General features: G+C 58.8%; 34 protein-coding genes. 15 read left to right on the top strand and 19 right to left on the bottom strand.

What is annotated here, in order from left to right; translation table 11 throughout:
• The first annotated feature begins 301 nt into the window (after positions 1-301).
• Together BFP89_RS20395 and BFP89_RS20390 are read left to right on the top strand one after the other, a co-directional pair.
• Positions 302-616, top strand: coding sequence for a hypothetical protein (locus BFP89_RS20395; protein ID WP_083203163.1), 315 nt, complete (start codon positions 302-304; stop codon positions 614-616).
• A gap of 289 nt (positions 617-905) precedes the next feature.
• Complete coding sequence (locus tag BFP89_RS20390) at positions 906-1,118, top strand: cold-shock protein (RefSeq protein ID WP_003234260.1); 213 nt, start codon at positions 906-908, stop codon at positions 1,116-1,118.
• A 72-nt stretch (positions 1,119-1,190) separates the two neighbouring features.
• Here BFP89_RS20390 and BFP89_RS20385 read toward each other — a convergent pair whose 3' ends face one another.
• A complete protein-coding gene (locus BFP89_RS20385) occupies positions 1,191-1,511 on the bottom strand; it encodes an I78 family peptidase inhibitor (protein ID WP_065887177.1) in 321 nt (106 codons plus the stop codon).
• A 145-nt stretch (positions 1,512-1,656) separates the two neighbouring features.
• Complete coding sequence (locus BFP89_RS20380; protein ID WP_065887175.1) at positions 1,657-1,965, bottom strand: hypothetical protein; 309 nt, start codon at positions 1,963-1,965, stop codon at positions 1,657-1,659.
• Between the two features lie 157 nt (positions 1,966-2,122).
• Between BFP89_RS20380 and BFP89_RS20375 the strand changes: the two genes are divergently transcribed.
• The gene (locus BFP89_RS20375; RefSeq protein ID WP_065887173.1) at positions 2,123-2,329 is read left to right on the top strand and encodes a hypothetical protein; all 207 of its coding nucleotides are present in this window, start codon (positions 2,123-2,125) and stop codon (positions 2,327-2,329) included.
• Between the two features lie 33 nt (positions 2,330-2,362).
• On the opposite strand, the gene BFP89_RS20370 is transcribed toward BFP89_RS20375, so the two are convergent.
• The 7 genes from BFP89_RS20370 to BFP89_RS20340 are packed head-to-tail and all read right to left on the bottom strand — an operon-like array spanning position 2,363 to position 9,331.
• Complete coding sequence (locus tag BFP89_RS20370) at positions 2,363-3,391, bottom strand: nucleoside hydrolase (RefSeq protein WP_065887172.1); 1,029 nt, start codon at positions 3,389-3,391, stop codon at positions 2,363-2,365.
• Between the two features lie 26 nt (positions 3,392-3,417).
• Complete coding sequence (gene rbsD / locus BFP89_RS20365; RefSeq protein WP_065887170.1) at positions 3,418-3,822, bottom strand: D-ribose pyranase; 405 nt, start codon at positions 3,820-3,822, stop codon at positions 3,418-3,420.
• Positions 3,819-4,736: a ribokinase gene (gene rbsK / locus BFP89_RS20360; RefSeq protein WP_065887168.1), complete on the bottom strand. Its 918-nt coding sequence runs from the start codon at positions 4,734-4,736 to the stop codon at positions 3,819-3,821. Before rbsK ends, rbsD begins: the two co-directional genes overlap by 4 nt.
• A gap of 23 nt (positions 4,737-4,759) precedes the next feature.
• Positions 4,760-5,782, bottom strand: a complete 1,023-nt coding sequence (locus BFP89_RS20355; protein ID WP_065887166.1) for a LacI family DNA-binding transcriptional regulator — start codon at positions 5,780-5,782, stop codon at positions 4,760-4,762.
• Positions 5,783-5,785: 3 nt separating this feature from the next.
• Complete coding sequence (locus tag BFP89_RS20350; RefSeq protein ID WP_065887162.1) at positions 5,786-6,763, bottom strand: ABC transporter permease; 978 nt, start codon at positions 6,761-6,763, stop codon at positions 5,786-5,788.
• Positions 6,760-8,313: a sugar ABC transporter ATP-binding protein gene (locus BFP89_RS20345; RefSeq protein ID WP_065887161.1), complete on the bottom strand. Its 1,554-nt coding sequence runs from the start codon at positions 8,311-8,313 to the stop codon at positions 6,760-6,762. The genes BFP89_RS20350 and BFP89_RS20345 overlap by 4 nt, the downstream gene beginning before the upstream one ends.
• A gap of 58 nt (positions 8,314-8,371) precedes the next feature.
• Complete coding sequence (locus tag BFP89_RS20340; protein ID WP_065887160.1) at positions 8,372-9,331, bottom strand: sugar ABC transporter substrate-binding protein; 960 nt, start codon at positions 9,329-9,331, stop codon at positions 8,372-8,374.
• A gap of 449 nt (positions 9,332-9,780) precedes the next feature.
• Between BFP89_RS20340 and BFP89_RS20335 the strand changes: the two genes are divergently transcribed.
• From BFP89_RS20335 to BFP89_RS20325, 3 genes are all read left to right on the top strand, one after another.
• Complete coding sequence (locus BFP89_RS20335) at positions 9,781-10,869, top strand: asparaginase (protein ID WP_065887159.1); 1,089 nt, start codon at positions 9,781-9,783, stop codon at positions 10,867-10,869.
• Positions 10,870-11,062: 193 nt separating this feature from the next.
• Positions 11,063-11,314 (top strand): DUF1654 domain-containing protein, encoded by a 252-nt coding sequence (locus tag BFP89_RS20330; protein ID WP_170827563.1) that lies wholly within the window; start codon positions 11,063-11,065, stop codon positions 11,312-11,314.
• Positions 11,315-11,318: 4 nt separating this feature from the next.
• A complete protein-coding gene (locus tag BFP89_RS20325; protein WP_065887157.1) occupies positions 11,319-12,008 on the top strand; it encodes an endonuclease in 690 nt (229 codons plus the stop codon).
• A gap of 31 nt (positions 12,009-12,039) precedes the next feature.
• On the opposite strand, the gene BFP89_RS20320 is transcribed toward BFP89_RS20325, so the two are convergent.
• Positions 12,040-12,405 (bottom strand): SPOR domain-containing protein, encoded by a 366-nt coding sequence (locus tag BFP89_RS20320; protein ID WP_065887156.1) that lies wholly within the window; start codon positions 12,403-12,405, stop codon positions 12,040-12,042.
• Positions 12,406-12,665: 260 nt separating this feature from the next.
• On the opposite strand from BFP89_RS20320, the gene csrA reads away from it, so the two are divergent.
• Complete coding sequence (gene csrA / locus BFP89_RS20315) at positions 12,666-12,860, top strand: carbon storage regulator CsrA (RefSeq protein WP_003192511.1); 195 nt, start codon at positions 12,666-12,668, stop codon at positions 12,858-12,860.
• Positions 12,861-13,065: 205 nt separating this feature from the next.
• Complete coding sequence (locus BFP89_RS20310) at positions 13,066-13,329, top strand: hypothetical protein (protein ID WP_065887155.1); 264 nt, start codon at positions 13,066-13,068, stop codon at positions 13,327-13,329.
• Here BFP89_RS20310 and BFP89_RS20305 read toward each other — a convergent pair.
• Positions 13,311-14,006, bottom strand: coding sequence for an HAD-IA family hydrolase (locus BFP89_RS20305; protein WP_065887154.1), 696 nt, complete (start codon positions 14,004-14,006; stop codon positions 13,311-13,313). The genes BFP89_RS20310 and BFP89_RS20305 overlap by 19 nt on opposite strands.
• A 207-nt stretch (positions 14,007-14,213) precedes the next feature.
• Here BFP89_RS20305 and BFP89_RS20300 point away from each other — a divergent pair, with 207 nt between their 5' ends.
• Genes BFP89_RS20300 through BFP89_RS20290 form a run of 3 tightly spaced genes read left to right on the top strand, consistent with a single transcriptional unit; the run spans position 14,214 to position 16,582 of the window.
• Complete coding sequence (locus BFP89_RS20300) at positions 14,214-14,474, top strand: DUF2790 domain-containing protein (RefSeq protein WP_065887153.1); 261 nt, start codon at positions 14,214-14,216, stop codon at positions 14,472-14,474.
• Between the two features lie 42 nt (positions 14,475-14,516).
• Positions 14,517-15,188 (top strand): heavy metal response regulator transcription factor, encoded by a 672-nt coding sequence (locus BFP89_RS20295; RefSeq protein ID WP_065887152.1) that lies wholly within the window; start codon positions 14,517-14,519, stop codon positions 15,186-15,188.
• Entirely contained in the window at positions 15,185-16,582 is a 1,398-nt protein-coding gene (locus BFP89_RS20290; protein WP_065887151.1) for a heavy metal sensor histidine kinase, read from the top strand. Before BFP89_RS20295 ends, BFP89_RS20290 begins: the two co-directional genes overlap by 4 nt.
• A 1-nt stretch (position 16,583) precedes the next feature.
• On the opposite strand, the gene pcp is transcribed toward BFP89_RS20290, so the two are convergent.
• From pcp to BFP89_RS20275, 3 genes are read right to left on the bottom strand one after another with little or no spacing between them, the layout of a single operon-like run.
• Positions 16,584-17,213 (bottom strand): pyroglutamyl-peptidase I, encoded by a 630-nt coding sequence (gene pcp / locus BFP89_RS20285; protein WP_065887150.1) that lies wholly within the window; start codon positions 17,211-17,213, stop codon positions 16,584-16,586.
• Between the two features lie 7 nt (positions 17,214-17,220).
• A complete protein-coding gene (locus tag BFP89_RS20280; RefSeq protein ID WP_065887149.1) occupies positions 17,221-18,171 on the bottom strand; it encodes a DUF979 domain-containing protein in 951 nt (316 codons plus the stop codon).
• A complete protein-coding gene (locus BFP89_RS20275) occupies positions 18,168-18,881 on the bottom strand; it encodes a DUF969 domain-containing protein (protein WP_065887148.1) in 714 nt (237 codons plus the stop codon). Before BFP89_RS20275 ends, BFP89_RS20280 begins: the two co-directional genes overlap by 4 nt.
• Before the next feature lie 156 nt (positions 18,882-19,037).
• Here BFP89_RS20275 and BFP89_RS29020 point away from each other — a divergent pair, with 156 nt between their 5' ends.
• Together BFP89_RS29020 and BFP89_RS20265 are read left to right on the top strand one after the other, a co-directional pair.
• Entirely contained in the window at positions 19,038-19,352 is a 315-nt protein-coding gene (locus BFP89_RS29020; RefSeq protein WP_176718437.1) for a hypothetical protein, read from the top strand.
• A 356-nt stretch (positions 19,353-19,708) separates the two neighbouring features.
• Positions 19,709-19,918, top strand: coding sequence for a hypothetical protein (locus BFP89_RS20265; protein WP_065887146.1), 210 nt, complete (start codon positions 19,709-19,711; stop codon positions 19,916-19,918).
• 3 nt (positions 19,919-19,921) lie between these two features.
• Here BFP89_RS20265 and umuC read toward each other — a convergent pair whose 3' ends face one another.
• Positions 19,922-21,196 (bottom strand): translesion error-prone DNA polymerase V subunit UmuC, encoded by a 1,275-nt coding sequence (umuC, locus tag BFP89_RS20260; protein ID WP_065887145.1) that lies wholly within the window; start codon positions 21,194-21,196, stop codon positions 19,922-19,924.
• Positions 21,189-21,614, bottom strand: coding sequence for a LexA family protein (locus BFP89_RS20255; protein WP_065887144.1), 426 nt, complete (start codon positions 21,612-21,614; stop codon positions 21,189-21,191). Before BFP89_RS20255 ends, umuC begins: the two co-directional genes overlap by 8 nt.
• A 101-nt stretch (positions 21,615-21,715) precedes the next feature.
• On the opposite strand from BFP89_RS20255, the gene BFP89_RS20250 reads away from it, so the two are divergent.
• A complete protein-coding gene (locus BFP89_RS20250; RefSeq protein ID WP_065887143.1) occupies positions 21,716-22,396 on the top strand; it encodes an SOS response-associated peptidase family protein in 681 nt (226 codons plus the stop codon).
• 166 nt (positions 22,397-22,562) lie between these two features.
• Positions 22,563-23,414: an HNH endonuclease gene (locus BFP89_RS28705; protein ID WP_141689118.1), complete on the top strand. Its 852-nt coding sequence runs from the start codon at positions 22,563-22,565 to the stop codon at positions 23,412-23,414.
• Between the two features lie 63 nt (positions 23,415-23,477).
• On the opposite strand, the gene BFP89_RS20240 is transcribed toward BFP89_RS28705, so the two are convergent.
• From BFP89_RS20240 to BFP89_RS29015, 3 genes are read right to left on the bottom strand one after another with little or no spacing between them, the layout of a single operon-like run.
• The gene (locus BFP89_RS20240; protein ID WP_065887141.1) at positions 23,478-24,011 is read right to left on the bottom strand and encodes a glycoside hydrolase family 19 protein; all 534 of its coding nucleotides are present in this window, start codon (positions 24,009-24,011) and stop codon (positions 23,478-23,480) included.
• 56 nt (positions 24,012-24,067) lie between these two features.
• A complete protein-coding gene (locus BFP89_RS20235) occupies positions 24,068-24,622 on the bottom strand; it encodes a tail fiber assembly protein (protein ID WP_065887140.1) in 555 nt (184 codons plus the stop codon).
• Positions 24,623-25,396 carry a hypothetical protein gene (locus BFP89_RS29015; RefSeq protein WP_176718436.1) on the bottom strand — a complete coding sequence of 258 codons (774 nt, stop codon included), beginning with the start codon at positions 25,394-25,396 and terminating at the stop codon, positions 24,623-24,625. It abuts the gene before it with no gap.
• Positions 25,397-25,412: the final 16 nt, after the last annotated feature.

The raw sequence follows: 25,412 nt of genomic DNA, 5'->3' as shown, positions 1-25,412 counted from the left end.
ATCCAACACCAGGCCGTTCAATGCTGAACGCCTGCCTTACAGCGGCAGGAGCCTTTCGGCCAACCGATAATCGAACCAGAGTGACTGGAGTGAACAAAAAAGAGCCCTGGCAAGGCGGCAAATGGCACGCCTGGAAAAAGCCAAGCTCACGATGCTAGCACAGATGAACGGTCATCGCGCCGCCACGACCGGGGTAAAGGCAAATTCCATGCTTTAGGGCCGCAAAAGTGAACTTGAGCTGTACGTCACGCCTCAAACACCCCGAGAATCGCCGTTCGTCCTCGACCCAAAGGAGCATCCCATGATGCGTTTTACCTCGACCCTCGCCCTCGCCGCTTCCCTGGCATTCCTTTCGCTCGGCGCGCAAGCCGCGGCGCCATCGAACTGGCCAGACGGCGCCCGTGACGCGTTCGTCAAAGACTGTAGCGCTGCGGCCAGCCAGAACGTGGACGCCAAAACCGCCAAAGATCATTGCGAATGTGGCGCCAACAAGATCAACGCCGAATTGAGCACTGCGGAAATCAAAGAGCTGATGACCAACCAGAACGCCAGCCCGGAGCTGAAGAACAAGGCAGTCGCGGCTATTTCGTCCTGCAAAGTCGTCAAGAAAAAGTAAGAACGTCTGCTGATCAGACGTCCGTTTTGCCAAAAAAACAGCCTGAAAACTGCTATTTCTCACAAATTACGTAGCTTTTACGGCTTTTTTTAACAGCTGATATTTCGCCGCAAAGCCCCGTAGAACGGGGCTCTCCGCCGGATACTCGACTAAACGCAACGCGATTGATTAGCAAACAATGCCTTGGGGGGGCTCCCAAGCCGAACATTTCGACTATGATAGCCCTGTGTGCCCAGTTGGCCTGAGCAGCACAGCACTACTGAAAATATATGTTTCTTGGAGATACACCATGTCTAATCGCCAAACCGGCACCGTTAAATGGTTCAACGATGAAAAAGGCTTCGGCTTCATCACTCCTCAAGGTGGCGGTGACGACCTGTTCGTACACTTCAAAGCTATCGAAAGCGACGGTTTCAAAAGCCTGAAAGAAGGCCAAACCGTTTCCTTCGTGGCTGAGAAAGGCCAAAAGGGTATGCAAGCTGCACAGGTTCGCGGCGAGTAATCTCCGCTGAGCTAAAAAAAACCCCGTCCATGTGACGGGGTTTTTTATGGGCGCTGCAAAAGCCGCAGGCTATCAGCCGCAATTGACCCGCGTGATCACCAGATTATCGTCGGTGTTCAGGTTCAAGCGGTCGGAGCGATATTCCAATGTAATCATGTCGTTGGGCTTGAGGATGCGTGCATTCTGGGCACCGGCACGGGTACGCGCCTGCTCCAGCAGTTGAGGCGAGGCTTTCTGGCCGATCGTGTACTCGGCGGCCTTCGACTCACAGCGGCTATGACCGGCGTCGGTCACGCCGGCATCCTTGCCTGGCTCAGAGGCACCCGGGGTGCTGCAACCCGCCAACGCGAGCGCCGCCAACAAAGTACCGAATGATGCGAGCTTCCAAGGCATGAAGCCTCCTATGATAAAAAAGTGAACAGAGATCGTGCGACAGCGATGCAACCGATTGGTTTCAAGACGTTAACGCCTCACCCGCAAGTCTGCCTGAGTCATGCCAGGCAAGCGTCCAGTCAATCGTGACCAGATATGAACATGCTCAGTAGATATCGATGTAGTCGGACGACGGCGCTGGCCAGTTCTGCTTCAGCGCGTTGAAAATCTGCGTCACCCAGACCTCGTCACTGGCAGCCACATTGCCTACATACCCCGACCCCTTCGCCCAGGTCTCCAAGCGAAACAGCAGCCCGTCGATATCTACACCGCCTACAACCTTTCCTGAAGAGATGTAGGCAATACCGGCCCTGGTGACCCGAAGCTGGGCATGTTCATCGTCACTGGCACTGGCGATCAGTTGCCGCACAGCGGTCAGCGTAAGACTCTCAGGCTTGTTCAAATCGATCTGCACGCGGTGTTTCCCGGCCAATAAACAGGCCGACAGTGTCGCACACCCCTCCCCTCATGCCTAAGTAGCAGTGCCAAACCCCGCGTAAAAATGCTTAACTGCGCCCGCTCAAGCCGCACGCCAGCGCATCGCCCAGTACCTAAAGCCCGCGAGATTTCCCATGACCACCGTAACGCTCCAAGCCGATATCAAAGCCAAATGGCCCCAGGGGCAAAGCTCCTACAGTCCCGGCAGTGCGGAGGAGTTGGCGATCATTGGGATCGACCTGCTGGTCAAGGAGCTCGGCACCCAGGGCGCACACGCCTTCATCGGCCAGGTATTCGAGAAATACCCGACCGATTACGAGGGTGCACAGGCGCGCGAGTAGGAACCGGCCGGCGAACGCCGACCGGCAAGCGGTTTACTTCAAACGTGCCAGGCGCTCGGTCAGCAGATCGAAAAAGCCCTGGGCATCGCCATTCTCGACCCAGAACGCGTTCTTCTCCTGCTTCAAGCCGTCGTACCAATCCACGATGGTCTGGCCGAAGGTCGGGCCTTCCCGGCTGTCGACGACCACGTTGACCTGGCGACCAGTGAACAGCGATGGCTTGAGCAGGTAGGCGACCACTGTGGCGTCATGCACCGGGCCACCTGGAATGCCATAGTGCTCCATGTCACCTTTGACGTATTCGTTAAGGATATTGCTGACGACCTTGCTCGCGTTGTTGTTCAGGTCCGCGATCTTCTTCAGGCGCGCTTCGCTGGTCAGCACCTTATGGGTGACATCCAGCGGCAGATAGGTCAACTTCACGCCACTTTTAAGCACAATTTCTGCGGCCACCGGGTCGGCGAAGAGGTTGAACTCGGCCACCGGCGTAATGTTGCCGCCATTGAAGTGCGCGCCACCCATTACCACCACTTCCTTGATGCCCTGGGTGATTTCCGGCGCCTGAGTCAATGCCAGGGCCAGGTTGGTCTGCGGACCGAGCATGGCGATGGTGATGCTGTGGGGTTTGGCGGTCGTCAGGGTCTTGATCAGGTAATCCACCGCGTTGCCATCAGCCAGGCCTTGTTTCGGCTCATGCACGGTGACGCCGGAGATACCTTCCTTGCCATGGATATTCTCGGCATAGATCGGCTTGCGCAGCAGCGGCGCTGGAGCACCCGCGTAGACCGGGATGTCTTCGCGTGCTGCCCACTCGCGCGCCAGGCGGGCGTTGCGGGAGGTTTTGTCCAGGCGCACGTTGCCGGCCACGGTCGTCAGTGCGCGAATGTTCAGTTCCTCCGGAGAAGCCATGGCGAACAGCAAGGCAACCACATCGTCGGCACCGGGATCGGTATCGATGATCAGGTCGATTTTTTCCGCCGCCTGGGCGCTTGCAGCTGTGAGCGCGGACAAAAGCAAAACACTCCGGAACAGGTTTTTCAGGGAGGGAAGACCACGTTGCATAAAACACTCCTTGTCGTAGGGGGACTCTAGAAGGTTACGCCGGATACCAGCGCGATATTGCAGTAAGGCTGACATTCGCCGGTGCGCACGACCGCGCGCGCACTGCCACTCAATTGCTTGAACGCTTCATGACTGAGCAGGCGTCGCTCGCCCAGCGCAGCCTGATCGGCCAGCGCATTGAGCTCGACCAGCGCCGCAGGCTGCTTGAGCAGAATTTCTTCAGCCAGCACGTGGCTTTCCACCTGCATTTCGCTGAGCACCACGCGCAGGGTGCTGATGAAATCCGGAATGCCCTGGGTGAGCGCCAGGTCGATCAATTCGACGCCGGGCGGCACCGGCAGGCCGGCATCCCCGATGACCAGGATGTCGCCGTGCCCCAATGACGCGATCACGCGGGACAGGGCGATATTGAGCAGAGGTGTCTTTTTCATGAGGGCACAAAACCTTGTACGTCGTGCAGCGTAGGAATGGAAGGCTGGGCGCCGGCACGGGTCACCGACAACGCGGCCGCGACCTGGCCAAAACGGATGGCCTCGGCTTCGCTCTTGCCGGCAGCCAGCGCCGCGGCAAAGCCACCCACGAAGGTATCGCCGGCAGCCGTGGTGTCGACCGCCCGGACCTTGGGCGCGACCAAGTGCTCGAAGCTGTTGCCATCAGTAAACAGTGCGCCCTGAGCACCCAGGGTGATGATGACTTTACCGGCGCCCGCCTTGATCAACGCTGTCGCGGCGAGCTTGGCGCTGTCGAGCGAATCGACCGCGACACCGCTCAAGGCGCTGGCTTCACTTTCGTTGGGAATCAGGTAGTCGATCGAGGCATACCACTCGGCCGGCAAGGGCCCACTGGCCGGCGCCGGGTTGAGGATCACCGTCTTGCCCAGCTCGCGGCCGCGCTTGAGCGTATGCCCAACGGTGTCCATCGGCACTTCAAGCTGGCAAATGATCACGTCGGCAGCCTGCAACACCGCATCGCAGGCCGTCAACGACTGGGGCGTCAACTGACCGTTACTGCCCGCCACAATCACAATCGCGTTCTGGCTGCTGTCATCCACCACGATCAGCGCGACCCCACTGGAGCCGTCCACGGTGCTGACGGCCTGACAGTCGATGCCTTCGACCAACAGCGCATCGCGCAATTGGCCGCCATAGGCATCGCTGCCGACGCAGCCGATCATGGCCACATCCGCCCCCAGGCGCGCCAGGGCGACGGCCTGATTGGCGCCCTTGCCACCGGGGACGGTGGAAAACGTCTGGCCGATCAGCGTTTCACCGGCACGCGGCAAGCGACTGGCGCGGGTGACCAGATCCATGTTCAAGCTGCCTACTACCACTACGTTCGCTGGCATACATCAGTACTCATCAATTCGGTTCAGCGGTATTGGGCAAACACACCCGCCAACGGCGCCGTCGACTCACGCAAGACAATGCTTGGCGTCACGATGCGTTGATCGACCGGCAGTTGGGGTGTCGCTATACGTCGCAGTAATAATTCGGCCGCTGTCTCACCCAGCTGTACGATCGACTGCCCGACCGTGGTCAGCGCAGGATAGACATAGCGGCCCATTTGAATGTCATCGAAACCTATCACCGACAGCTCGCCCGGCACGCGAATATTGCGCTCTGCCGCAGCGCGAAGCACGCCAAAACCGATCATGTCGTTGCAGGCAAAAATCGCACTGGGCGGTTGCTGCGCAAGCAATTGCACGGCGGCGGCATAACCGCCGGTGCTGGTGAAATCACTTTCGCGGATGCGCTCGGCGACTGTTTCAACGCCCGCCTCGCGCAGCGCACGCCGATAGCCTGCCAGGCGCATTTGCGCCACGCGCGTATGGGCAGGGCCGGCGATGCAGGCAATGTCACGATGGCCCAATTCAAGCAAGTGCCGGGTCGCCAGGTAGGCACCCTCTTCATGATCGATGCGCACCAGGTCGACGTCGATACCGTCCAGCGCCCGGTCGACGATCACCATGGGCGTGCGCACCGCGCTCAAGCCAGCGGCAAGGCCGCTGTCATCGCCGCCCACCGAGGTCACGATCAAGCCGTCGACGCGTTTTTCCAGCAGCACGCGCAAATAGCTGCGCTGCTTTTCGGCGTTGTCGTCGGAGTTGCAGAGGATCACGCAATAGCCATTGCGCTCGCAGTAATCCTCGATGCCCCGGGCCAACTCCGCGAAGTACGGGTTGAGGCTGTTGGGCACCAGCAGCCCGATCGTCGCCGTGGTCTTGGCCTTGAGCGAGCGCGCTACCGCACTGGGCACATAGTCCAATTGCTTGATCGCCGCCTCGACCTTGACGCGCACCGGTTCGCTGACCGGGCGCGTCTTGTTCACCACATGGGACACCGTGGTGTAGGAAATGCCCGCCAGCGCCGCCACATCCTTGATCGTTGCCATGGCTCAGCCCCGCCGACTGGCGCGCTGGCTGCGGTACGTATCGAGGACCACGGCGATCACGATCACGGCACCGGTAATAATGCGCTTGGTGGGCTCTGTCGCGCCGATCTGCGCCAGGCCCGCCGCCAGTACCGAAATAATCAGCACACCAAAGAACGTGCTGATGACCGAGCCGCGCCCGCCCATCAGGCTGGTACCACCGATCACCACGGCGGCGATCACTTGCAACTCCAGGCCCGAGCCGGCATTCGGGTCCGCCGCTTCCAGGCGCGAGATCTGGAACAGCGCGGCCACACCGGCGAGCAGGCCCATCAGGCTGAACACCAGGATTTTGTAGGGCTTGGGGTTGATGCCGGCCAGGCGCACCGCTTCTTCGTTGGTACCGATACCGATCAGGTAGCGGCCGAACACAGTGCGGGTCAGCACCAGTTGGGCGGCGATGATCACCAGCAACGCAATGATGAACGACGGCGAAATCCCGAACGCAATCGGATTGGACAGCCAGGCAAACGAATCACCGATGTAAGCGGTGCGCGAGCCGGTCATCTGGTAAGCCACGCCCCGCGCCATCTCCAGCACGCCAAGGGACACGATAAAGGACGGAATACGCCACGCCACGGTGATGGAACCGGTAAGCGTGCCGGCCAATGCGGCGCAGCCCATGCCCAGCACGGCGGCCGGCAATACACTCCAGCCCCAGCTGAGAATCGCCACGCTGACCGCCGACGCCGCCAATGCCAGTACCGAGCCAACCGAGAGGTCGATACCACCAATGATCAGGATGAAGGTCATGCCCACCGCCAGCACCATCAGGTCCGGAATCTGGTTGGCCAGGGTGCTGAACGTGTCATAGGACAGGAAGTGATCGCTGAGCACCGAGAACAGCGCAATCATCGCCAGTAACGCGCCCGCCAGGCCCAGGTAGGTGCCCAGGCCGTAGAAGTTGCCGCCCGCTTTACCGGGGGAAGTGGTTGTTTTCATGGGGTATTCCTAGGCGCTGCGTCGTTGAGCAGCGCGTCACGTTTGTGATAGCCGGCAAAGGCGGCGGCGAGCAATTCATCCTGGGTCCAGCGATCGCGCTCGAAGGTCTCGATCAGGCGTCCGGCGGACAACACGCCGATGCGGTCGCAGATCAGCATCAGCTCGCGCAGATCGCTGGAGACCACCACCAGCGCTTTGCCCTGGCGCGTCAACTCGCCGAGCAAGGCATAAATATCGAACTTGGCACCGACGTCGATGCCACGCGTAGGCTCATCGAAGAGCATCACCGAACAATCGCGCTCCAGCCAGCGGCCAATCACCACCTTCTGCTGGTTACCGCCCGAAAGCTCGGAGACCAATTGCGCCGGGCTGGAACTGCGGATGCGCATGGCGTCGATCTGACGCTTGGCCAGGGCGGTTTCATCGCGACTGTTAACCAGCCCGCCCGCAGAAATTTCCGGCATGTTGCCCAAGGCGATGTTGGCGCTGATGGACTGGGTCAGCAGCAGGCCTTCACCCTTGCGGTCTTCGGTGATCAGGGCAATGCCATGGGCGACCGCGTCGACTGGGGAGCGAATGCTGACCACGTTGGCCTGCGGCCCCAGCGCCACTGTGCCGCTGTCGGCTGGGTCGGCACCAAAAATCAGGCGCAGCAACTCGGTACGACCGGCGCCGATCAGGCCGGAAATACCGTAGATTTCACCGGCGCGCACCTGGAAGGACACGTCGCGGACCTTGTCCGAGCGCGTCAGGCCTTTGACCGTCAAGGCCGGTTCGCCGATAGTGCGCGGGCCCAGGTCGATGTGCTCGCCCAACTCGCGCCCTACCATCAAGGTCACCAGTTGTTCACTGTTGTAATTGGCCATTGGCTCGACACAGACCAGCTTGCCGTCGCGCAATACGGCAATGCGCTGGGCCACCCGGGCCAACTCTTCGAGCCGATGGGAAATATAGATAATCGCCACGCCCCGGGCCTGCAGGCGGGTGATTTGTTCGAACAGCATCTCGACTTCACGGGCAGTGAGCATCGCCGTCGGTTCGTCGAGAATCAGTACATGGCAGTCACCAATCAGATTGCGGGCAATCTCGACCATTTGCTGATGACCAATGCCCAGGCTGCCTACCAGGGTGTCCGGGTCGATTGCATCCAGGCCCACCTGGGCCATGGCTTCGGTCGCGGCCGCGCGCAACTGTTTGCGGCTGATCCAGCCACCACGGCTGGGCAGGTTATGCAGGAACAGGTTTTCAGCCACCGTCAGCGTCGGCAGCAGGTTGAGTTCCTGCATGACCATGCGCACACCCAGCGCTTCGGCCTGGGTGCGGCTGGCGGGTTGATAATCCTGACCATTGAACTGCATGTTGCCGGTGGTCGGCGTGACCAACCCGCCGATGATCTTCGACAAGGTACTTTTGCCTGCGCCGTTTTCACCGGTCAGCGCCAACACTTCACCACGATTGAGCGTGAGCGTGACGTCGGACAGAACCGGCTGGGCATAGGTCTTGCCGATACCGCTGACCGAGAGGACAGCGTTCGGGGCGGAAGATGACATAGGAAAAATCTCCAGGCGCCCGCTCAGGACGAGCGGGCGCTGTTGGCTACTGCCGGGATTACTTCTTGAGGACGAGTTCGACTGGCGTTTCGATCACGCCATCAGTGGCCTCGACCTTCTCGCCCTTGACCAGCTTCAGCGCATTCTGGATGCCGAACACGGCTTGCTGGGCAGCGGCCTGGTCGGCGGTTGCCAGCACGCGACCGTCGCGCAGCATCGGCTTGATGGCTTCGATGTTGTCGTAGCCCACCACCAGCACTTTACCGGCCTTGCCTGCCGCACGTACGGCGGAGACGGCGCCCAGGGCCATGTTGTCGTTACCGGCCAGAAGTGCCTTGAGGTCCGGGTATTCGCTCAGCATCGCCGAGGCGACTTTCTGGCCCTGGTCGATTTCCCAGTTGCCGGATTGAGTGGAGACGATCTTCATGCCTGCCGCATCCATCGCATCCTTGAAGCCTGCGGTACGCTGCTGGGCGTTGGTGGTGGTCGGCACGCCTTCGATGATCCCGACCTTGTCGCCCGCGGCCAGTTGCTTGGCCAGGTAGTCACCGACCAGCTTGGAGCCTTTGCGGTTGTCCGGGCCTACGAAGGGAATATCGAGTTTTTTGCTTTTCAGCACGTCCGGGTCCAGGCGGTTGTCGATGTTGACCACCTTGATGCCGGCATCCGAGGCTTTCTTCAGCACGGTGACCAGCGCCTTGGAATCGGCGGGTGCGATGACGATGGCGTTGACCTTGGCCAGGATCATCTGATTGACGATATCGATCTGCGCGCTGGTGTCGGTTTCGTTCTTGATGCCGTTGGTGATCATGTCGAAGTCGGCGGCGTGGGATTTCTGGTAGTCCTTGGCGCCCTCTTGCATGGTCACGAAAAATTCGTTGGCGAGGGACTTCATCACCAGGCCGACCTTGGGTTTGGCGGCAGCGTCGTCAGCGAATGCAGAAGAGAGAGGCAGGGCAGCGGATGCGGCGGCAAGCACAGCGACAGTGAGAAGACGTCCTGCAAATGGCAGCTTCATGGGTGTACTCCGATCTTATGATTATTGTGAGCAACGCTCGCGCCGAAGAAACATCTCGCAAACGTTTGCGTTGTCAGAACTATGAGAACCTTGTCGAGATTTGTCAACGGTCAGCACTCACCTTTCATCCTGAAGATACCATTCACTCCGGCGCTGGTTGAAACGACAGGGCGGGCGACGATTTCACACAGAACCCGAGGTAAATACCATCAAGGCTTTCGGACAACCGAACATCAATGCCCCCTGCGTTCGGAAAGCCGGACAGCAGCGTGTCAGATAGGCCCGAACAAGCAATTTAAGTTGTTTTAAATCAATAAGTTATTTTATCCATTCTCTCATGATTGGCCTGGTACAAATCCTGCTATTTCTCAGCGCCTCGGACGTTCAGAGTCGCCCGGGTGTTCTGGATACATCTGCTACCGCACTCGTCAAAACCAGAGAGAAAAATAATGAAATCTGCATTGAAATCCTTTGTTCCCGGGGCGATGGCCCTCCTGCTGCTGTTCCCTGTCGCCGCCCAGGCAAAAGAAGTCGAGAGCAAGACCAAGCTCGCCAACGTGGTGATCCTCGCCACTGGCGGCACCATTGCCGGTGCGGGTGCCAGTGCTGCCAACAGCGCCACCTACCAGGCCGCCAAAGTCGGCATCGAACAATTGATCGCCGGTGTTCCTGAGCTTAGCCAGATCGCCAATGTACGCGGCGAACAAGTGATGCAAATTGCGTCGGAAAGCATCAATAACGAAAACCTGCTGCAACTGGGTCGCCGCGTCGCCGAATTGGCCGACAGCAAGGACGTGGATGGCATCGTGATCACCCACGGTACCGATACCCTCGAAGAAACCGCCTACTTCCTTAACCTGGTTGAAAAAACCGACAAGCCTATCGTGGTGGTCGGCTCCATGCGCCCGGGTACCGCGATGTCGGCGGACGGCATGCTCAACCTGTATAACGCCGTTGCCGTAGCCGGTAGCAAGGACGCACGCGGCAAAGGCGTGCTGGTGACCATGAACGACGAGATCCAATCGGGTCGCGACGTGAGCAAGATGATCAATATCAAGACCGAGGCGTTCAAGAGCCCCTGGGGCCCATTGGGCATGGTCGTTGAAGGCAAATCCTACTGGTTCCGCCTGCCGGCCAAGCGTCACACCCTGGATTCGGAATTCGACATCAAGACCATCAAGAGCCTGCCTGACGTTGAAATTGCCTACGGCTACGGCAACGTGAGCGACACGGCCTACAAAGCCCTGGCCCAAGCCGGCGCCAAAGCCATCATTCATGCCGGCACCGGCAATGGCTCGGTGTCGTCCAAGGTCGTTCCGGCGCTGGTGGAATTGCGTAAACAAGGCGTGCAGATCATCCGCTCTTCGCACGTCAATGCCGGTGGCATGGTGCTGCGCAACGCTGAACAGCCAGACGATAAATACGACTGGGTGGCAGCCCTTGACCTGAACCCGCAGAAGGCCCGCATTCTGGCAATGGTCGCCCTGACCAAGACTCAGGACAGCAAAGAGCTGCAACGGATATTCTGGGAATACTGATTCCAGACCTGCCTGAAAGGGTGGCGAGGTAGCGTGCTTCCTCGCCACATCAGGTTCACGCCTAAAACTTATTGCAACAAATCACAGCAAATTTCCAAATTCGCTGTCAGACGGACGTCTTTGAATTTAAGCAGTTGCGAAAATACCTACAGTTAAATACTGTATGTGCGTACAGCTTACTAAGGAATACTCCGTGGCAAAGCCCTCCTCCGCAGCACCCGCAGCGCCTGACGCCTACCAGCGCCTGGCCATTCGCGTACAAAAAATCATTAATTCGACCAACGCCCAGAAAGCCAAGGCGGCGTTGATCTTCCGCCTGCCGGATGAGCCCGAGGACGAGTGGGCGCGCCTGCTTGAAGAAATTGCGGAAAACGACAACGTCACCCTCGCCTACAGGGATGACGGCGGCGTGCAGATTTTCTGGGTTGTGCCGAAGGAAGATTGATTGAATGAGTGTCCGTTTTTTCGCTGTGTGCTGCCTGTTTTTTGCTATCACCGCCAACGCCCAAGCCCCACGAACCTTCAGTGAAGCCAAGAAAATCGCCTGGAAGCTCTACGCCCCCCAATCCACCGAGTTTTATTGCGGCTGCAAATACGCCGGCAACCGCATTGACCTGAAAGCCTGCGGCTACATCCCGCGCAAGAACGCCAACCGCGCCGCGCGCATCGAGTGGGAACACATTGTGCCCGCCTGGCAGATCGGCCATCAGCGCCAGTGCTGGCAGAATGGCGGGCGTAAAAACTGCACGCGCCATGACGACGTGTTCAAGCGTGCCGAAGCCGACCTGCACAACCTGGTGCCGAGCATCGGCGAGGTGAATGGCGACCGTAACAACTTCAGCTTCGGCTGGCTGCCGGTGCAAAGCGGGCAATACGGTTCATGCCTGACCCAGGTGGACTTCAAGGCCAAGAAGGTCATGCCGCGCCCATCGATTCGCGGGATGATCGCACGCACCTATTTTTATATGAGCAAGCAATACGGCCTGCGCCTGTCGAAACAGGATCGCCAACTGTATGAAGCCTGGAACAAGACCTACCCGGTGCAAGCCTGGGAGCGCCAGCGCAACCAGACGGTGGGCTGTGTGATGGGCCGAGGCAATGAATTTGTCGGCCCGGTGAACCTGAAGGCCTGCGGCTGAGGGTGGGCGCAATTGGCGCCCGCCCGGCCCGTTACTGCGCGACCTTGTGTTCGATGACCTCCGACACGGTGTCGGTTTTCTTGGCCCGGGCCATCTTTTCGTTGAGCAGCGTCTGCTTGGCCTCAGCCTCGGCCTTGGTGGCAAACGGGCCAAGCAGCACCTGGTCCTTGCCGTCTGCCTTCACGATGTAAAAATTGAAACCATGCTCCAGCAACCAGGCGGTCAAGTCAGTGAGCGCCTGCAGCTTGTGATCCGGCGGGCCCACCCATACATCCCATTCCTGCGCGGCAATCGCACCGGTTTGCGGCTGGCTTTCGGTCACGACAGGCTTGGCCTTGGGGGCATTGACAGGCTCACCTTCGCCGCATCCGGCCAATGCCAACACTGCAATTGCCATCGCTACTTTACGCACTGCCCTGCTCCTTCGAAGATAAAGAGGCGACTTTACCATTCACTGTCTATTCTGGCCGTCATAAACGTTGGCTTAAACAATGCGAATCATGTATCGCGACCTGTATGATGCCGCCATGGGAATTAATGTCGCCTCTATGCGTCCTAAAAGAGGCAGTCACAGGGAAGCGCTTCGCAGTAAGCTACGCACATCCGACACCTGCCCTGTCTGAACATGTGTCCTTAAAAGTAATCAAGGAGAAGTCCATGCTTATACTCACCCGAAAAGTTGGTGAAAGCATAAACATCGGTGATGACATTACGATCACCATCCTGGGCGTTAGCGGCCAGCAAGTACGAATCGGCATCAACGCCCCCAAGGATGTTGCCGTGCATCGCGAGGAAATTTATCAGCGCATCCAGGCCGGCCTCACTGCGCCGGACAAAAACCAGACGCCTTGAAGCACCTCCAGTAGCCAGCCTTTTGCTTTACCGTAACGGCTGGCGAAAACCTGATCGGCCCATTCGCTTTTTTTATCCACGCTGTACGCCTCGTACATGTCCCCGCGCTGCAAGATGAAACTGCCATGATGCCAGGAACTTGTTGCATCATTTGCAGCCAAATTCCACGTCATCCTGCGGTCCGAGTGCATTCAGGAGCACGTCGATGAGGCCAACTGTTACACAGCCCATGGTTTCCCTGTCCTGGACAATCACCTTGCTGATAGGCCTGGTATTCCTGGCGCTCGGGTATGGACTGCGATTGGAAGTCCAGGGGGCTGTCGACGCGGCGGACCACTCGTGGCTGGACCTGGCATTACTGCTGTGCGCCTACCTGTTTGCGTTCTGCCTCAAGCCGATGCAGAAGACAGTCTTGCGCAAGCTATGCCAGCGTGAGGCGCATCGCGCGCATCAAAAAGCAACACGCTGACGGTCTTCCCCTTCCCGCACCGCCAGCCGGCCATCGGCTTCTCGCAGCACGTGCAGTCCGTCATACCCGTCGATACAGGCATGCTCGGTCTCTATCGCATCCAGGTGCGTCGAGGTCACCACCATCACATCCGCTCCCGCCGCTTCTGCGGCTCGAATGCCGACCGTCGCATCCTCGAACACCAGGCAATCCTGCACCGCCACGCCCAGGCGCTGGGCACCGAGCACGTAACACGCCGGATCGGGCTTGCCGCTGGCGACATCCTCGGCCGTCACCATTACCGCCGGCACGGGAATACCGGCCGCTGCCATTCGGCGCAATGCCAATGCCTTGGGCGCAGATGTGACCAGCGCCCACTGCCCGGCAGGCAAGCGTTTGAGGAACTCAACCGCGCCGCCAATCGCCACGATGCCCTCGACATCGTTCACTTCAGCATCGGTAATCCACGCCGCTTCGGCTTGAGCGTCCACGCCCGGCAACGCCTGGCGCGTGATCGTATCGATTGCGCGGGCGCCATGGATAGTGGTCAGGAACGCCTCCACATCCAGGCCATGGCGTTCGGCCCAACGGCTCCATACCCGCTCGGCGGCGGCAATGGAGTTGAGCAGGGTCCCGTCCATATCGAACAGAAAGGCACGGTAATGCCGGGTAAATACGGCAGGATTTTGGCTGGACACGACGCGGCTTCCCCCAGGTGTTCAAGCAAATGATCGATGCCATGCAATCTACGGTTCACCTCGCCACTTGTAAACGTTGCCAGGCGCCCCGCCCCAAACCTTGAATGACGAACTTGTCATCATCCTGTTGGCTGGCTGTTCAGGTCGCCTGGTTACTGTGAACTCACTGCCGGCCCCGGCAGCCATCCTTCACAGAGAGATTTGGCCATGAAACGGTTTGCCCTCGCCTTGATTGCCTTGCTCGCCACCACCTCGGTATTTGCCGCCGACGACGCCCCAGCCGCTCCCGTGATCCATGATCGAAGCGGCTTTTTCGTCCACCTGGATGTGGCCAAGGTGCTCTCCAGTACCGACACCTATGGCCAATGCGGTATCGTCCCGGCGCAACTGCGCTACCTGGATCATCAGGACCGGGAACACGTGCTGGATTACCGGGTGCAAGGCATCGGTTGCGCCAGTGACAATTGATCGAGCTAAACTGGCGCAACCCATTGAATCAGGGCATTTACCATGAACATCCTCGTAGTCGAAGACGAACCCAAGGCCGGCAACTATCTGCTCAATGGCTTGCAGGAACTGGGCTACAGCGTCAGCCTGGCCCGCGATGGCGTGGACGGTTTGCACCAGGCCCTGGAAACGCCGTTCGACGTGATCGTGCTCGATGTGATGATGCCGAAAATGGATGGCTGGGAAGTGCTGCGCCGCCTGCGCAGGGAGGCCGATACGCCGGTGCTGTTCCTGACCGCCCGCGATGATATCGCTGACCGCATCAAGGGCCTGGAGCTGGGCGCCGACGATTATCTGATCAAGCCCTTCTCCTTCGCCGAACTGGTCGCGCGCCTGCGTACCCTGACCCGGCGCGGCCCGATTCGGGAAGAAGAGCACCTGCAGATTGCCGACCTGCAAATCGACGTGCTCAAGCGCCGCGTCACCCGCGCCGGCACGCGCATTACCCTGACCAATAAAGAGTTCGCCCTGCTGCACCTGTTCGCCACCCACCAGGATCAGGTGCTGTCACGCTCGCTGATTGCCTCGCGGGTATGGGACATGAATTTCGACAGTGACACCAACGTGGTCGACGTGGCCGTGCGGCGCCTGCGCTTGAAAATCGACGATCCGTTCCAACTCAAGTTGATCCACAGCGTGCGTGGCATCGGCTACCGCTTCGATACCCAGCCATGAGCCGCAGCCGCCATTACTCGCTGACCCTGCGCCTGGCGTTGATCTTCGCCCTGCTCGCCTTTGCCTTGCTGGCCACCCTCGGCGTGGCCCTGTACCGCGAGCTGGAGCGCGAGCTGATCCGCCGCGACGACACCGCGCTGATCTCCCGCGTCGATCAACTGCGCAACCTGCTCAGCGACAGCAACACCCTGGACCTGATCAAGACCAAACCCGAGTTGTTCCAGAACATGCTCGGCAACCGTGAATCCGTATTGAGCATCGCAGCCCCCGGTCAACCACCCTTGCTGCTGGTGAACCCGGCCAATATCGAACTGCCTGCGATAGAGCCGGTGCCCGGGAATCACGTACTGGCGCTGAGCGATGTGCAGCACTTGCCGGGGCTCAACGGCATTCCCTTCTCGACGGTCGCCGCGACCATCAACGCCGGTGACCTGGGCAGCCTGCAAGTCACCAGCGGCCGCCTGATGACCGAGCGCACCGCGGTACTCGCCAGCTATCGACTGAGCGTTTATATCCTGGCGAGCATCGCTGCGATCATCCTGGCATTGGCCGGGTACCTGCTGGTGCATCGCGGCTTGCTGCCCTTGCGCCGCCTGGCCCGGCACGCGCAAGGGATCGGCGTCGGCAACCTGGCCGAGCGCCTCGACAGCGAGGGCGCCCCGAAAGAACTGCTACCGATGATCGAGTCGTTCAACACCATGCTTGAGCGTTTGTCCAAAGGCTTCGTGCAACTGGGCCAGGTCTCGACCGACATGGCCCACGAACTGCGCACGCCGATCAATAACCTGCTCGGCGAAACCCAGGTTGCCTTGCAGCAGCAGCGCAGTGTCGACAGCTACCAGCAACTGCTGGCGTCCAATGTCGAGGAGCTTGAACGCTTGGCGCGGATGCTCGACAACATGCTGTTCCTGGCGCGCACCGACCCGGCTAGTGCGTTGCGCCAACGCCAGGCGCTGGACGCGGCAGATGAAGTGGAGCGCATCGCCGATTATTTCGAAGGGTTGGCCGCTGACGCGGGCATGCACATCGTTGTCCAGGGCAAAGGCGTGATCTGGGCTGAGCCCATGCTCCTGCGCCGCGCCCTGGCGAACCTGTGCGCCAACGCCATCAAGTATGGAGCGCCGGGCTCGGCGCTGAGCGTCCAGGCGATTGCAACCGACGAGGGCGTCAACGTGAGGGTCAGCAACCAGGGTGAGACCATTCCCGCCGAGCATCTGCCGCGGCTGTTCGAACGGTTCTACCGGGTGGATGAGTCCCGCGAGCGCTCCTCCCAATCCAATGGACTGGGGCTGTCGATCGTGGCCACCATCATGCAACTGCATAACGGGCGGTATCGGGTCGGCAGTGAGGACGGCATCACCACTTTCGAGCTGTTTTTTCCCGCTCGAGACTGAATCAACTCACCCGACCACCTGTTTCCACGATATCCGCCTGGGTTTGCCAAGCCGCCAAGACCGCCAGGCGCAAGCCCTCCACCAACACAGGCAATTCCATCGACGGCTGACCGAACTCCGGTAAGCCCGGCACATGGATAAACCCACTGCGCACCGCAGAACCTGCCAGCGCATGCTGCAATCGATAAAACACCTGATTGCACACAAAAGTCCCCGCCGTCTGCGAAACCGAGGCCGCAATACCGGCCTCACGTACCGCCCTGACCATGCTCTTGATCGGCAATGTCGAGAAGTAAGCGGCCGGGCCACCCTCCACCACCGCCGTGTCAATCGGCTGGGCGCCCAGGTTGTCCGGGATGCGCGCATCATTGACGTTGATCGCGACGCGCTCGATGGAAATATCACTGCGCCCGGGCCCCAGGCCGGTCGCGATGACCATGGCCGGTTGCAGCTCCTCGATCAGCTGAAGCAAGGTCTCTGCAGCAGTGGCGAAAGCGCAGGGCAATCGGCGCGCGACGATCCGCACGTCATCGCTCAGTTCTACCCCTTCCAGCAGGCGCACCGCCTCCCAGGAGGGGTTCACCACGTCGTGGTCGAAAGGCTCGAAGCCGGTCAGCAATAGGGTTTTCATCCTGGCCTCACATCAACAGATAAAGCAGCACGATATTGACCACCAGCATCATCAACGCGGTGGGCAATTGGGCCTTGATCACCGCGTTCTTGTCCGGCAGTTCCAGTAATGCTGCCGGCACGATATTGAAGTTGGCCGCCATTGGTGTCATCAGCGTACCGCAGTAGCCGGAGAACATGCCGATCGCGGCCATGACCGCCGGGTTGCCGCCGTAGATCCCCACCAGCACCGGCACGCCGACGCCGCCGGTCATCACCGGGAACGCCGCGAAACCGTTGCCCATGATCACCGTAAACAACGCCATGCCCAGCACATAGACCATCACCGCCACCAATTTGAAATCCAGATTGATGTACGTGGTGGTGACGTGGGCGACCGCCGTACCAACCCCGGCTTCATTGAACAACAGCCCGAGCATGGCCAGCATCTGCGGCAGCACCATGGCCCAGCCCAAGGCTTCGGTCAGGCGACGCGATTCGCGCAAGGCCTGCACGGGCGTATCGCGGGTCAGCCAGCAGGCGAGGCCAAGGGCGATCAGGCAGCCGATGCCGAGAGAGACAAAGGTGGTGTTCTTCGGATCGAGCAGCGGTACACCGCCGATTTCGGTGTGCTTGAGCAATACCGAGCCAATCACCGTGGTCAGCGGAATGGCCAGCGCGGGTATGAATAGCTTGTGACCCAGGCGAGCGGCACTGGCGCGGGACGCCTTGTCATGCAATTGCACATGCTGGCCACGGCCGACGCCCCCCAGGCCGGCAATCAACGCCATCACCACGATGCCGCCACCGATGACCACCGAAGGCAGGCGCTCTCCCACCAGGAACGGAATGGCAAACAGCAGCCAGAACAGCGACGTCGAACAACGCTTGGGATGGGTGCGATCCAGCAGGATCATACCGGCGGTGATCAGCAACAGCACACCGGCCAGCCAATACAGGTATTGAATGGAAATAATCATTGCGCAGCCTCCACCGAGGGAGCGGCGCTCATCTCACGGGTCAACCGTCGATCAAACCGATGCAGCCGAATGGCATGAATGATAAAGGCACAGATCGCTGTCGGGATGCCCCACACCGCAATATGCAGCGGCTCCACATCGATCCCCGAACCCAGCAGAAAGGTATGCATCAAGGCGATCGCACCAAAGGCGACGAAGATGTCCTCACCGAAAAACAGCCCCACGTTGTCCGTGGCGGCGCACATGGCCAATACCTTGTGACGCAGCTTGTCCGGCAGCTTGCCGTAGCGTTTTTCCGCCGCACCTTCGGCCATCGGCGCGAGCAATGGCCGCACCATCTGCGGATGCCCACCCAGGCTGGTCAGCCCCATGGCCGCAGTGGATTCACGTACAAACAGATAGATGATCAGCAGACGCCCCACTGTCGCGCGCTCGAAACGGGCGATCCAGTTCTGTGCATGCAGGCGCAAGCCGTGGCGCTCCAACAGGCCAATCACCGCCAGCGGTAATAACAGGATCAATTGCAGCGCACGGGTCTGGAGGAAACCATCACCCATGGTGGCGAGAATTTTCTCCAACGGAAACTGGGCGGCGAGCCCGGTGGCGATAGCGGCGGCGGTAACCACCAGCAACGGATTGAAGCGCAATACAAAGCCGACCACGATGACAAGTACGCCGATCAACGGCCATAAATTCACAACAGTTTGCATGGCGAAGAGGTCCTTTAGTGCGCGCTGCGGCGCCATTACAGCAGGATGTGAGCAAAGGGCTCACAGCATGAAAGTGGCGTGCAGTCGGCTCGGTTTTTTTATTGTTGACCCGGAAGGTCGAGCAGTGGCGGCAACTTTGCTGCCTTGAGGCGGGAGGTGTCCAACAAGAAAAACTGTTGCTGCAGACCAATAAATTTTGTGGATATTGGTACTGCGCGATTGGGTAACTGGAGGGATTCGGGATTAGCCCTATACTCAACGATGATGCGCCTGCGCAGCATCCAGGGTGCTATTGCCGACAATGAGGGCTCCAGCTATGTATGCCGGTCAGATGAGCAGTATGGCGACAGCAATTGGCGAGATACGCTGCCAGATGGTGGTACAGATCATTTGTCTGCTGTCGGTGGCGACGCTCTTCTGTTGACCGAGACACCAGCGCCCCAAAAGCGCCGCAAGACGCTGTCGACCTGATCGTTCCCTCGCGGAGGGAACGTTCTGCATGAATTCCAGACAACAAAAAAGGGCCCACCTTTCGGTGAGCCCTTCGAGACCGCCCAGCAGAGCGGATTTTGTTTGGTAGGCGCGATTGGACTCGAACCAACGACCCCCACCATGTCAAGGTGACTACGGAACGACTGTAACCATTTGATACGTATAGGAATAAGCCCTGTTTCAGACGCTCATAAAACAGGCTTGTGGCCCTATAAGAATCAATAACTTAGCATTGGATATTGCTACAGTGATTCCCCCTCCCCCGGCGTTCTGCCGACCAATACCCATAACCAATAATTTGCCTGCTACCCTGTTCACTCCACGGAGGAACAACGATGCCAAATTCTGACCTGATCCCTTCCCTACTATCCAAACTCTACGAGAACCAACTCGCCCTTGAGGCCTCAATCATGGAACTGTCGAATTGGGTGGAGCAACGAGGCTCCGCTGAAGTGGCAGACAACGTGCGCGGTGCCCTTTTCACGATCGGCGACAATGAAGAGTTCATCAAAATGTCTCTGGCTGTCCTTATGACGCAGGACTGAGCTCTACTTACATGCCACCGTCCAGAGCTGGTCCAGTTTGGTGGTATAGCTCTGGCTCATCATCTCCCGACGCATCCCCCAGTCGGGGTTGGTCGGCACGCTGGCAGACCGAAGCGTACCTCTGCCCCACCGCTCGTTGATCTGATCAAGCACAGTCATTACACGGGTTGCCTCGGCCGCCTGCGACATCGCGAACAGATCGTCCGTGTATTCTCCTGGCTGGCACAGGTTGAGCAGCATTACCTCGGCCTTGCTATATTTGAAGCCCGGTCGGAAGATCCTGTCGAGCGCATCGACAGCGGCTTTCGTGAGCAGGCGTACGTCATCGGTAGGGTACGGCATATCGACCACTACGCCGTTGGCATACTTCGCCTCCTCGGGATTGAACATCCCGGTGCGTATGCAGACGCGGACCTTCTTGCAGAGTGAATTCTGAGCGCGGAGCTTTTCGGATGCCCTCATCATGTAGGTGGCCACGGCTTCCTTGATCGGCGGCAGTTCGGTCAGGCGTCTTCCAAACATTCGGCTGCAGCATATTTCTTGCTTGGGTGGGTCGGGCTCGTCCAGTTCCAGGCACGATGTGCCGGCCAGCTCCCGCGCCGTCTTCTCGATCACGACGCTGAATTTTTTGCGTAGCGTCCAAGGATCAGCCTTGGCCAAATCCATTGCCGACTTGATACCCATTGCGTCTAGGTGCAGTTTCATTTTCGACCCGACGCCCCACACTTCCGCGACGTCGGTATTGCGCAGCACCCAATCGCGCTTGACCGGGTCGGTGATATTGACCACCCCGCCGGTCTGCGCCTGCAGGCGCTTTGCGGTGTGGTTGGCCAGCTTGGCCAGGGTCTTGGTGTTTGCAATGCCGACCCCGACGGGGATGCCGGTGCCGCGCAATACCTGTGCCCTGATCTGTCGCCCCAGGGCATCCAGCCCCGATACACCCGTGAGGTCGGCGAACGCCTCATCGATGCTGTAAATCTCAACAGCAGGTACCAGTGTCTCGATCAGCGTCATCACGCGCTCGCTCATATCGCCGTAAAGCGCGTAGTTCGACGAGAAAGGCACGATACCGTGCTGCTTCAGCTTCTGCTTGATTTGGAAGTAAGGCTCGCCCATTTTGATAAATGGCTTGGCATCGTAACTCCTAGCGATCACGCAGCCATCGTTGTTGCTCAGCACGACGATTGGGGTTTTAGCCAGGTCGGGGCGGAATACCCGCTCGCAACTCGCATAGAAGCTGTTGCAATCGATAAGGGCAAAGACCGGCGGGTTAGACATGACTGCGCACGGTGCTGGTGATCACGCCCCAGATCGATAGCTCGTCACCCTCAAGGATGTAGCGCGCCGGGTACTTGGGGTTTTCTGACAGCAGGATAACCTCGGCCCCACGCTTGCACAGGCGCTTGCACATCGGGTCGTTATTGAGCAGGGCCACGACTATATGCCCGTGAGCTGGCTCAATAGAACGGTCCACAACAGCCAGGTCGCCCTCGAAAATGCCGGCGCCTTGCATACTTTCACCGGTAATGGCGATCAGGTAGACGTGCGGCGCCCGGATGTTTAGGACCTCATCCAATGAGATGTGCTGCTCGATATGGTCGGCTGCTGGGGATGGAAACCCAGCCGGCACCCGAAAGGAGCACAAAGGCAGCTTCGTGCCGCCTTCGGATATAGGGCCTAAAATGGTAAAGCTCATGATGCAGCCTTTTACACGAACTGTATGAATGTACAGTTAACTTTGCAGAAGGCTTGTGGTCAATTTTTCTGTAGGGGATTTCGACAGACGGAGCGGCGCCTATGTGCGGAAGGCTTTCACAATACAGCGGGATTCATGACTTCGTTGCAGCGCTGAGCATGCCCAATGCTCTGGCGAACTCCGTGGGCGATGAACCGATAGAGCGTTACAACGTGGCGCCGACGACCGCCGTGGCGCTGCTGCACCTGCAAGGCGAGCTTCTACATGTCGATCCAGTTCGTTGGGGCTGGCGGCCCCATTGGGCCAAGGACCGCGCAGCGACGATAAACGCCCGCGCCGAGAAGGTAGCCCACGGCACCTTCTTCCGGGCGATCTGGCCGCACCGAGCAATCACGCCTATCGACAACTGGTTTGAGTGGGTGGATGAAGGCGGCCCAAAGAAGCAGCCCTACCTGATCCGCCGGCGGGATCGCGCACCGATATTCTGTGCTGCCATCGGGCAACTGCCGGATGCCGATGAAGGCCCAGGCGAGCATGACGGTTTTGTGATCATCACCGCCGACAGTTCCGGGGGCATGGTGGACATTCACGACCGGCGCCCCGTCGTGCTGCCGCCAGAGCTCGCACGGGAATGGCTCGACCCGGCCACACCCAAAGAGCGAGCCGAACAGATGGTGCTGCACCAGGGCGAACCCTCAGAGGTGTTCGAGTGGTTCAAGGTAGACACGGCCGTGGGCAATGTACGGAATAAAGGGCGTGAGCTGATTGCGCCAAACTACTAATTTGCACCCCGATGATCGGGCAGATGAGCATGGGCGTGGCAAAGGTATTCCTTGAACCGCTTCAGATATTTTTCTAAAACGAAGCCTGGATTTAGCTCGCTTTACAACCAACAAATGCATGCTAACGTTAAATTGCCCAAAACGTGAATATTCAGAGAAGTGATTAATGGCAGTGAAGGCTAGAAGCATCCCTAGAAAGACGAGGGACAGTTTGATATATGAGGCTGGGGGAAAATGCGCAAATCCCGGCTGCGACAATACTCGCCTTCAGATACATCACATTAATCATTGGGCTGTGTATAAAACACACGACGCAGAACACATGATTGCAGTATGTCCAGCTTGTCATGACGCGTGCCACTTTGGAAAATTAAAAATAACTGACGAGATATTGCATCAATGGAAAAAAACGGTAAAAAAATATGAACATGAAGAGGCTCATGTTTTTGTTTCCTCAGCTAGCACCACCTTAGTCAGTGCAGGAACAATGGCGTTTCGACAAACCAAAGATTCACGAACCATACTGTTCGACTTGCCCAGCAAAAACAAGTTAGAGTTCTCGATAAAGGATGAATACCTAAAAGTCAGCGCGACTCTCTACGACAGCGAAGATCGCTTAGTATTTAAAGTTACTGACAACGCGATAAAAGTTAAAAAAACTGACGACGTCATTGTAGATCATAGGCCTGGAAAATTCCGCGTCACAGTACCCGTAAATAAATTCTATCTACCAGCAACCGCTTTCATGCTCATGAAGAACTACGAGAAAGATTATGGAGTAGACGGGCGCCTTATAGCCATTGATTTGGAGGTAATTGGAGCAGGACACGTTCGCGTCCAAGGTTTTTGGCCTGACGGAAACGCTGCGATAGTAATCACAGAAAGGTCAATCAACTTTTGTAGATGCGGAGACTTGGATTATTCCAGTTTCTTACCAATTTCTCTTGTAGGTGGAGGCGACAGCACCGTTATTCTTTTCGAAAGTTCAATCAATGAGGCGATGTTTAAGTTTGAGTGATAGAACCGATAGTATCCCGATACTAGAATTTTTAAATCTAAGCAAAATTTCGTGCTGATGACATTACGCCAGTACCTTTAGCGCATTACTGTACAACGCTTGTCGATCAGTTTGCCCGGTGAGCCCACCATTGATGCGCTTGGTGATCTTCGCGAACTCCCCCTGATCCGCCAGCGTGTTCAGGCCCTTGGTCGACCAGAACCAAGCCGCTGACATGGCGGCGTACTGGGGCAATTCAAGCAATTCAGGCCTGTTGATCAGGTCTAGGTCCAGGGCTTCGCCGCATGCGGCATAGTTCGCGCGCCCGGTGACCTGGATCAGGCCGCGACCGCGATACTTGGAACCGTCCCCCTTCACGGTGTTGCCCAGATCGGCACGACCTTCGTACCCGGACTGCTGCTTCGTTGGCCCCCAAATCTCCCGCACGTATCGCAACTGGCCCGACTCATGCCCGACCTGGGCGATGAATGCGGCGATGCGCAGCGGGGTCACGATCGCGTACCGGCCCATGGCCGTGTTCAGCACGGGAACAAAAACGCCGGCATTGCGGCCGGCGTTCGGGAGTATCTGCAGCAACTGCTGCTCGGTGATAGGCATGGCTTTCTCCAGGCGAAAAAAAACCGCACAAGGCGGGTGGTGGTCTGCTCCAGGGTTTACGCGGGGACGTGCGGCCACTCAATCGTTTGAGGGTAATCCGCTTGGTCGGGAACCCGGCTGAGCGCCACGCGGTATTTCTTCCACGCCTTCAGTGCGGCCAGGTCGGTATCGGTGGCTTCGTCGACATCAACCGCATCTTGGAGTGGCACGATCGCGTAGTCGGCGGCGGCGCGCAAACGGGCGATTTCTTCCTGGGCAACTTCCAGAGGATCATCTGACGGTGGGGGCAGTTCGGGCATCTCCTGAACGGGCAAGGCCTCGACGGCCACATGAAGGGTAATGCTGTGCTCCAGATCAGCAGGCTCGCCGTCCTTGGCAATGCTGACCGCCAGCACCCCGTCGTGGTAGCTGATCGCGACGGAGCAGGCCGCATCGATCTGGTTCACGACGTAACCCCAACCTTCAGGGGCCGGCGCCATCCCAAGCGTGCCGTAGACCAGGTACTGCCCTGGGCCTGGGTGTTCCGTGGTGATGGTGTCCACGCCCAGGGACGTGATGTCGATGACAGCGCCGGTAGCGCCGAGGATGTTTACTGCTGCGCGAGTTTTCATTTAGATCGCCTTCAGTGTGCCGTCAGCGGCGCGAGTGGTGTTTGCGGTGCTGTAGAACTTCGCCCAGGGGGACCAGCCGGCGGAGCCAGCTAGCCGGCACATCATCAACTCGGTAGCAGCGTAATCGATAGCCACCAAGGCGCCGTAGTTGTAAGTACCGTCATTGGTAGCCGAAAAATGCTGCAAGACACCGTAACCGGAACCAAAGGGCGGTCTGCCTGCCGTGTCGGCTGAATAACGGGAAATTCCGGTCTGCGCCACTTGGCTGCCAAGTACGTCCGTGCGCAACGTCAGTCCTGGGGAGTACGTAACCCCAAGCCCAAACGCCCCTACGCCCATAACGTTGCCGGGGTTGAGGCCGATGGTGGCCGTGGCAGCGTTGCCCAAACCCAGAGCGGTGCGGGCAGCAGCTGGAGTTGAGCTCCCGGTACCGCCCTTCGCGACCGGCACAATGTTCTCAACAGATACTGACCCCAGACCCGCGAGAGTCGCCCCCCACTGCTGCACCAACAGGTTGACGGCGTCAGCGAGCGCTTTGGGATAGCCGTTCACCGGAACAATCCCATAACCAGCGCCTGCGGATGTTGGACCTCGATAAGCCGGCGAGATGGAAACGGACGTGTCGCTCGATGGGTTGATGATCTGATAGATACCGTTATCCGGACCGACAAACATATCGCCGGCGCGGCAATTTGAAAATCTCGTAAGTGCACCAGTTACAACAGTACTCCCATTAGTAACGGTGACTGTCCCTTCTGAAAACCAAGATGGCATGTTTTTCTCCAGACAA

The organism is Pseudomonas sp. 31 R 17 (assembly GCF_900004915.1).
GTDB lineage: Bacteria > Pseudomonadota > Gammaproteobacteria > Pseudomonadales > Pseudomonadaceae > Aquipseudomonas > Aquipseudomonas orientalis_A.
The sequence above is the reverse complement of the archived record's forward strand: the minus strand, read 5'-3'. Positions and strand labels throughout refer to the sequence as shown.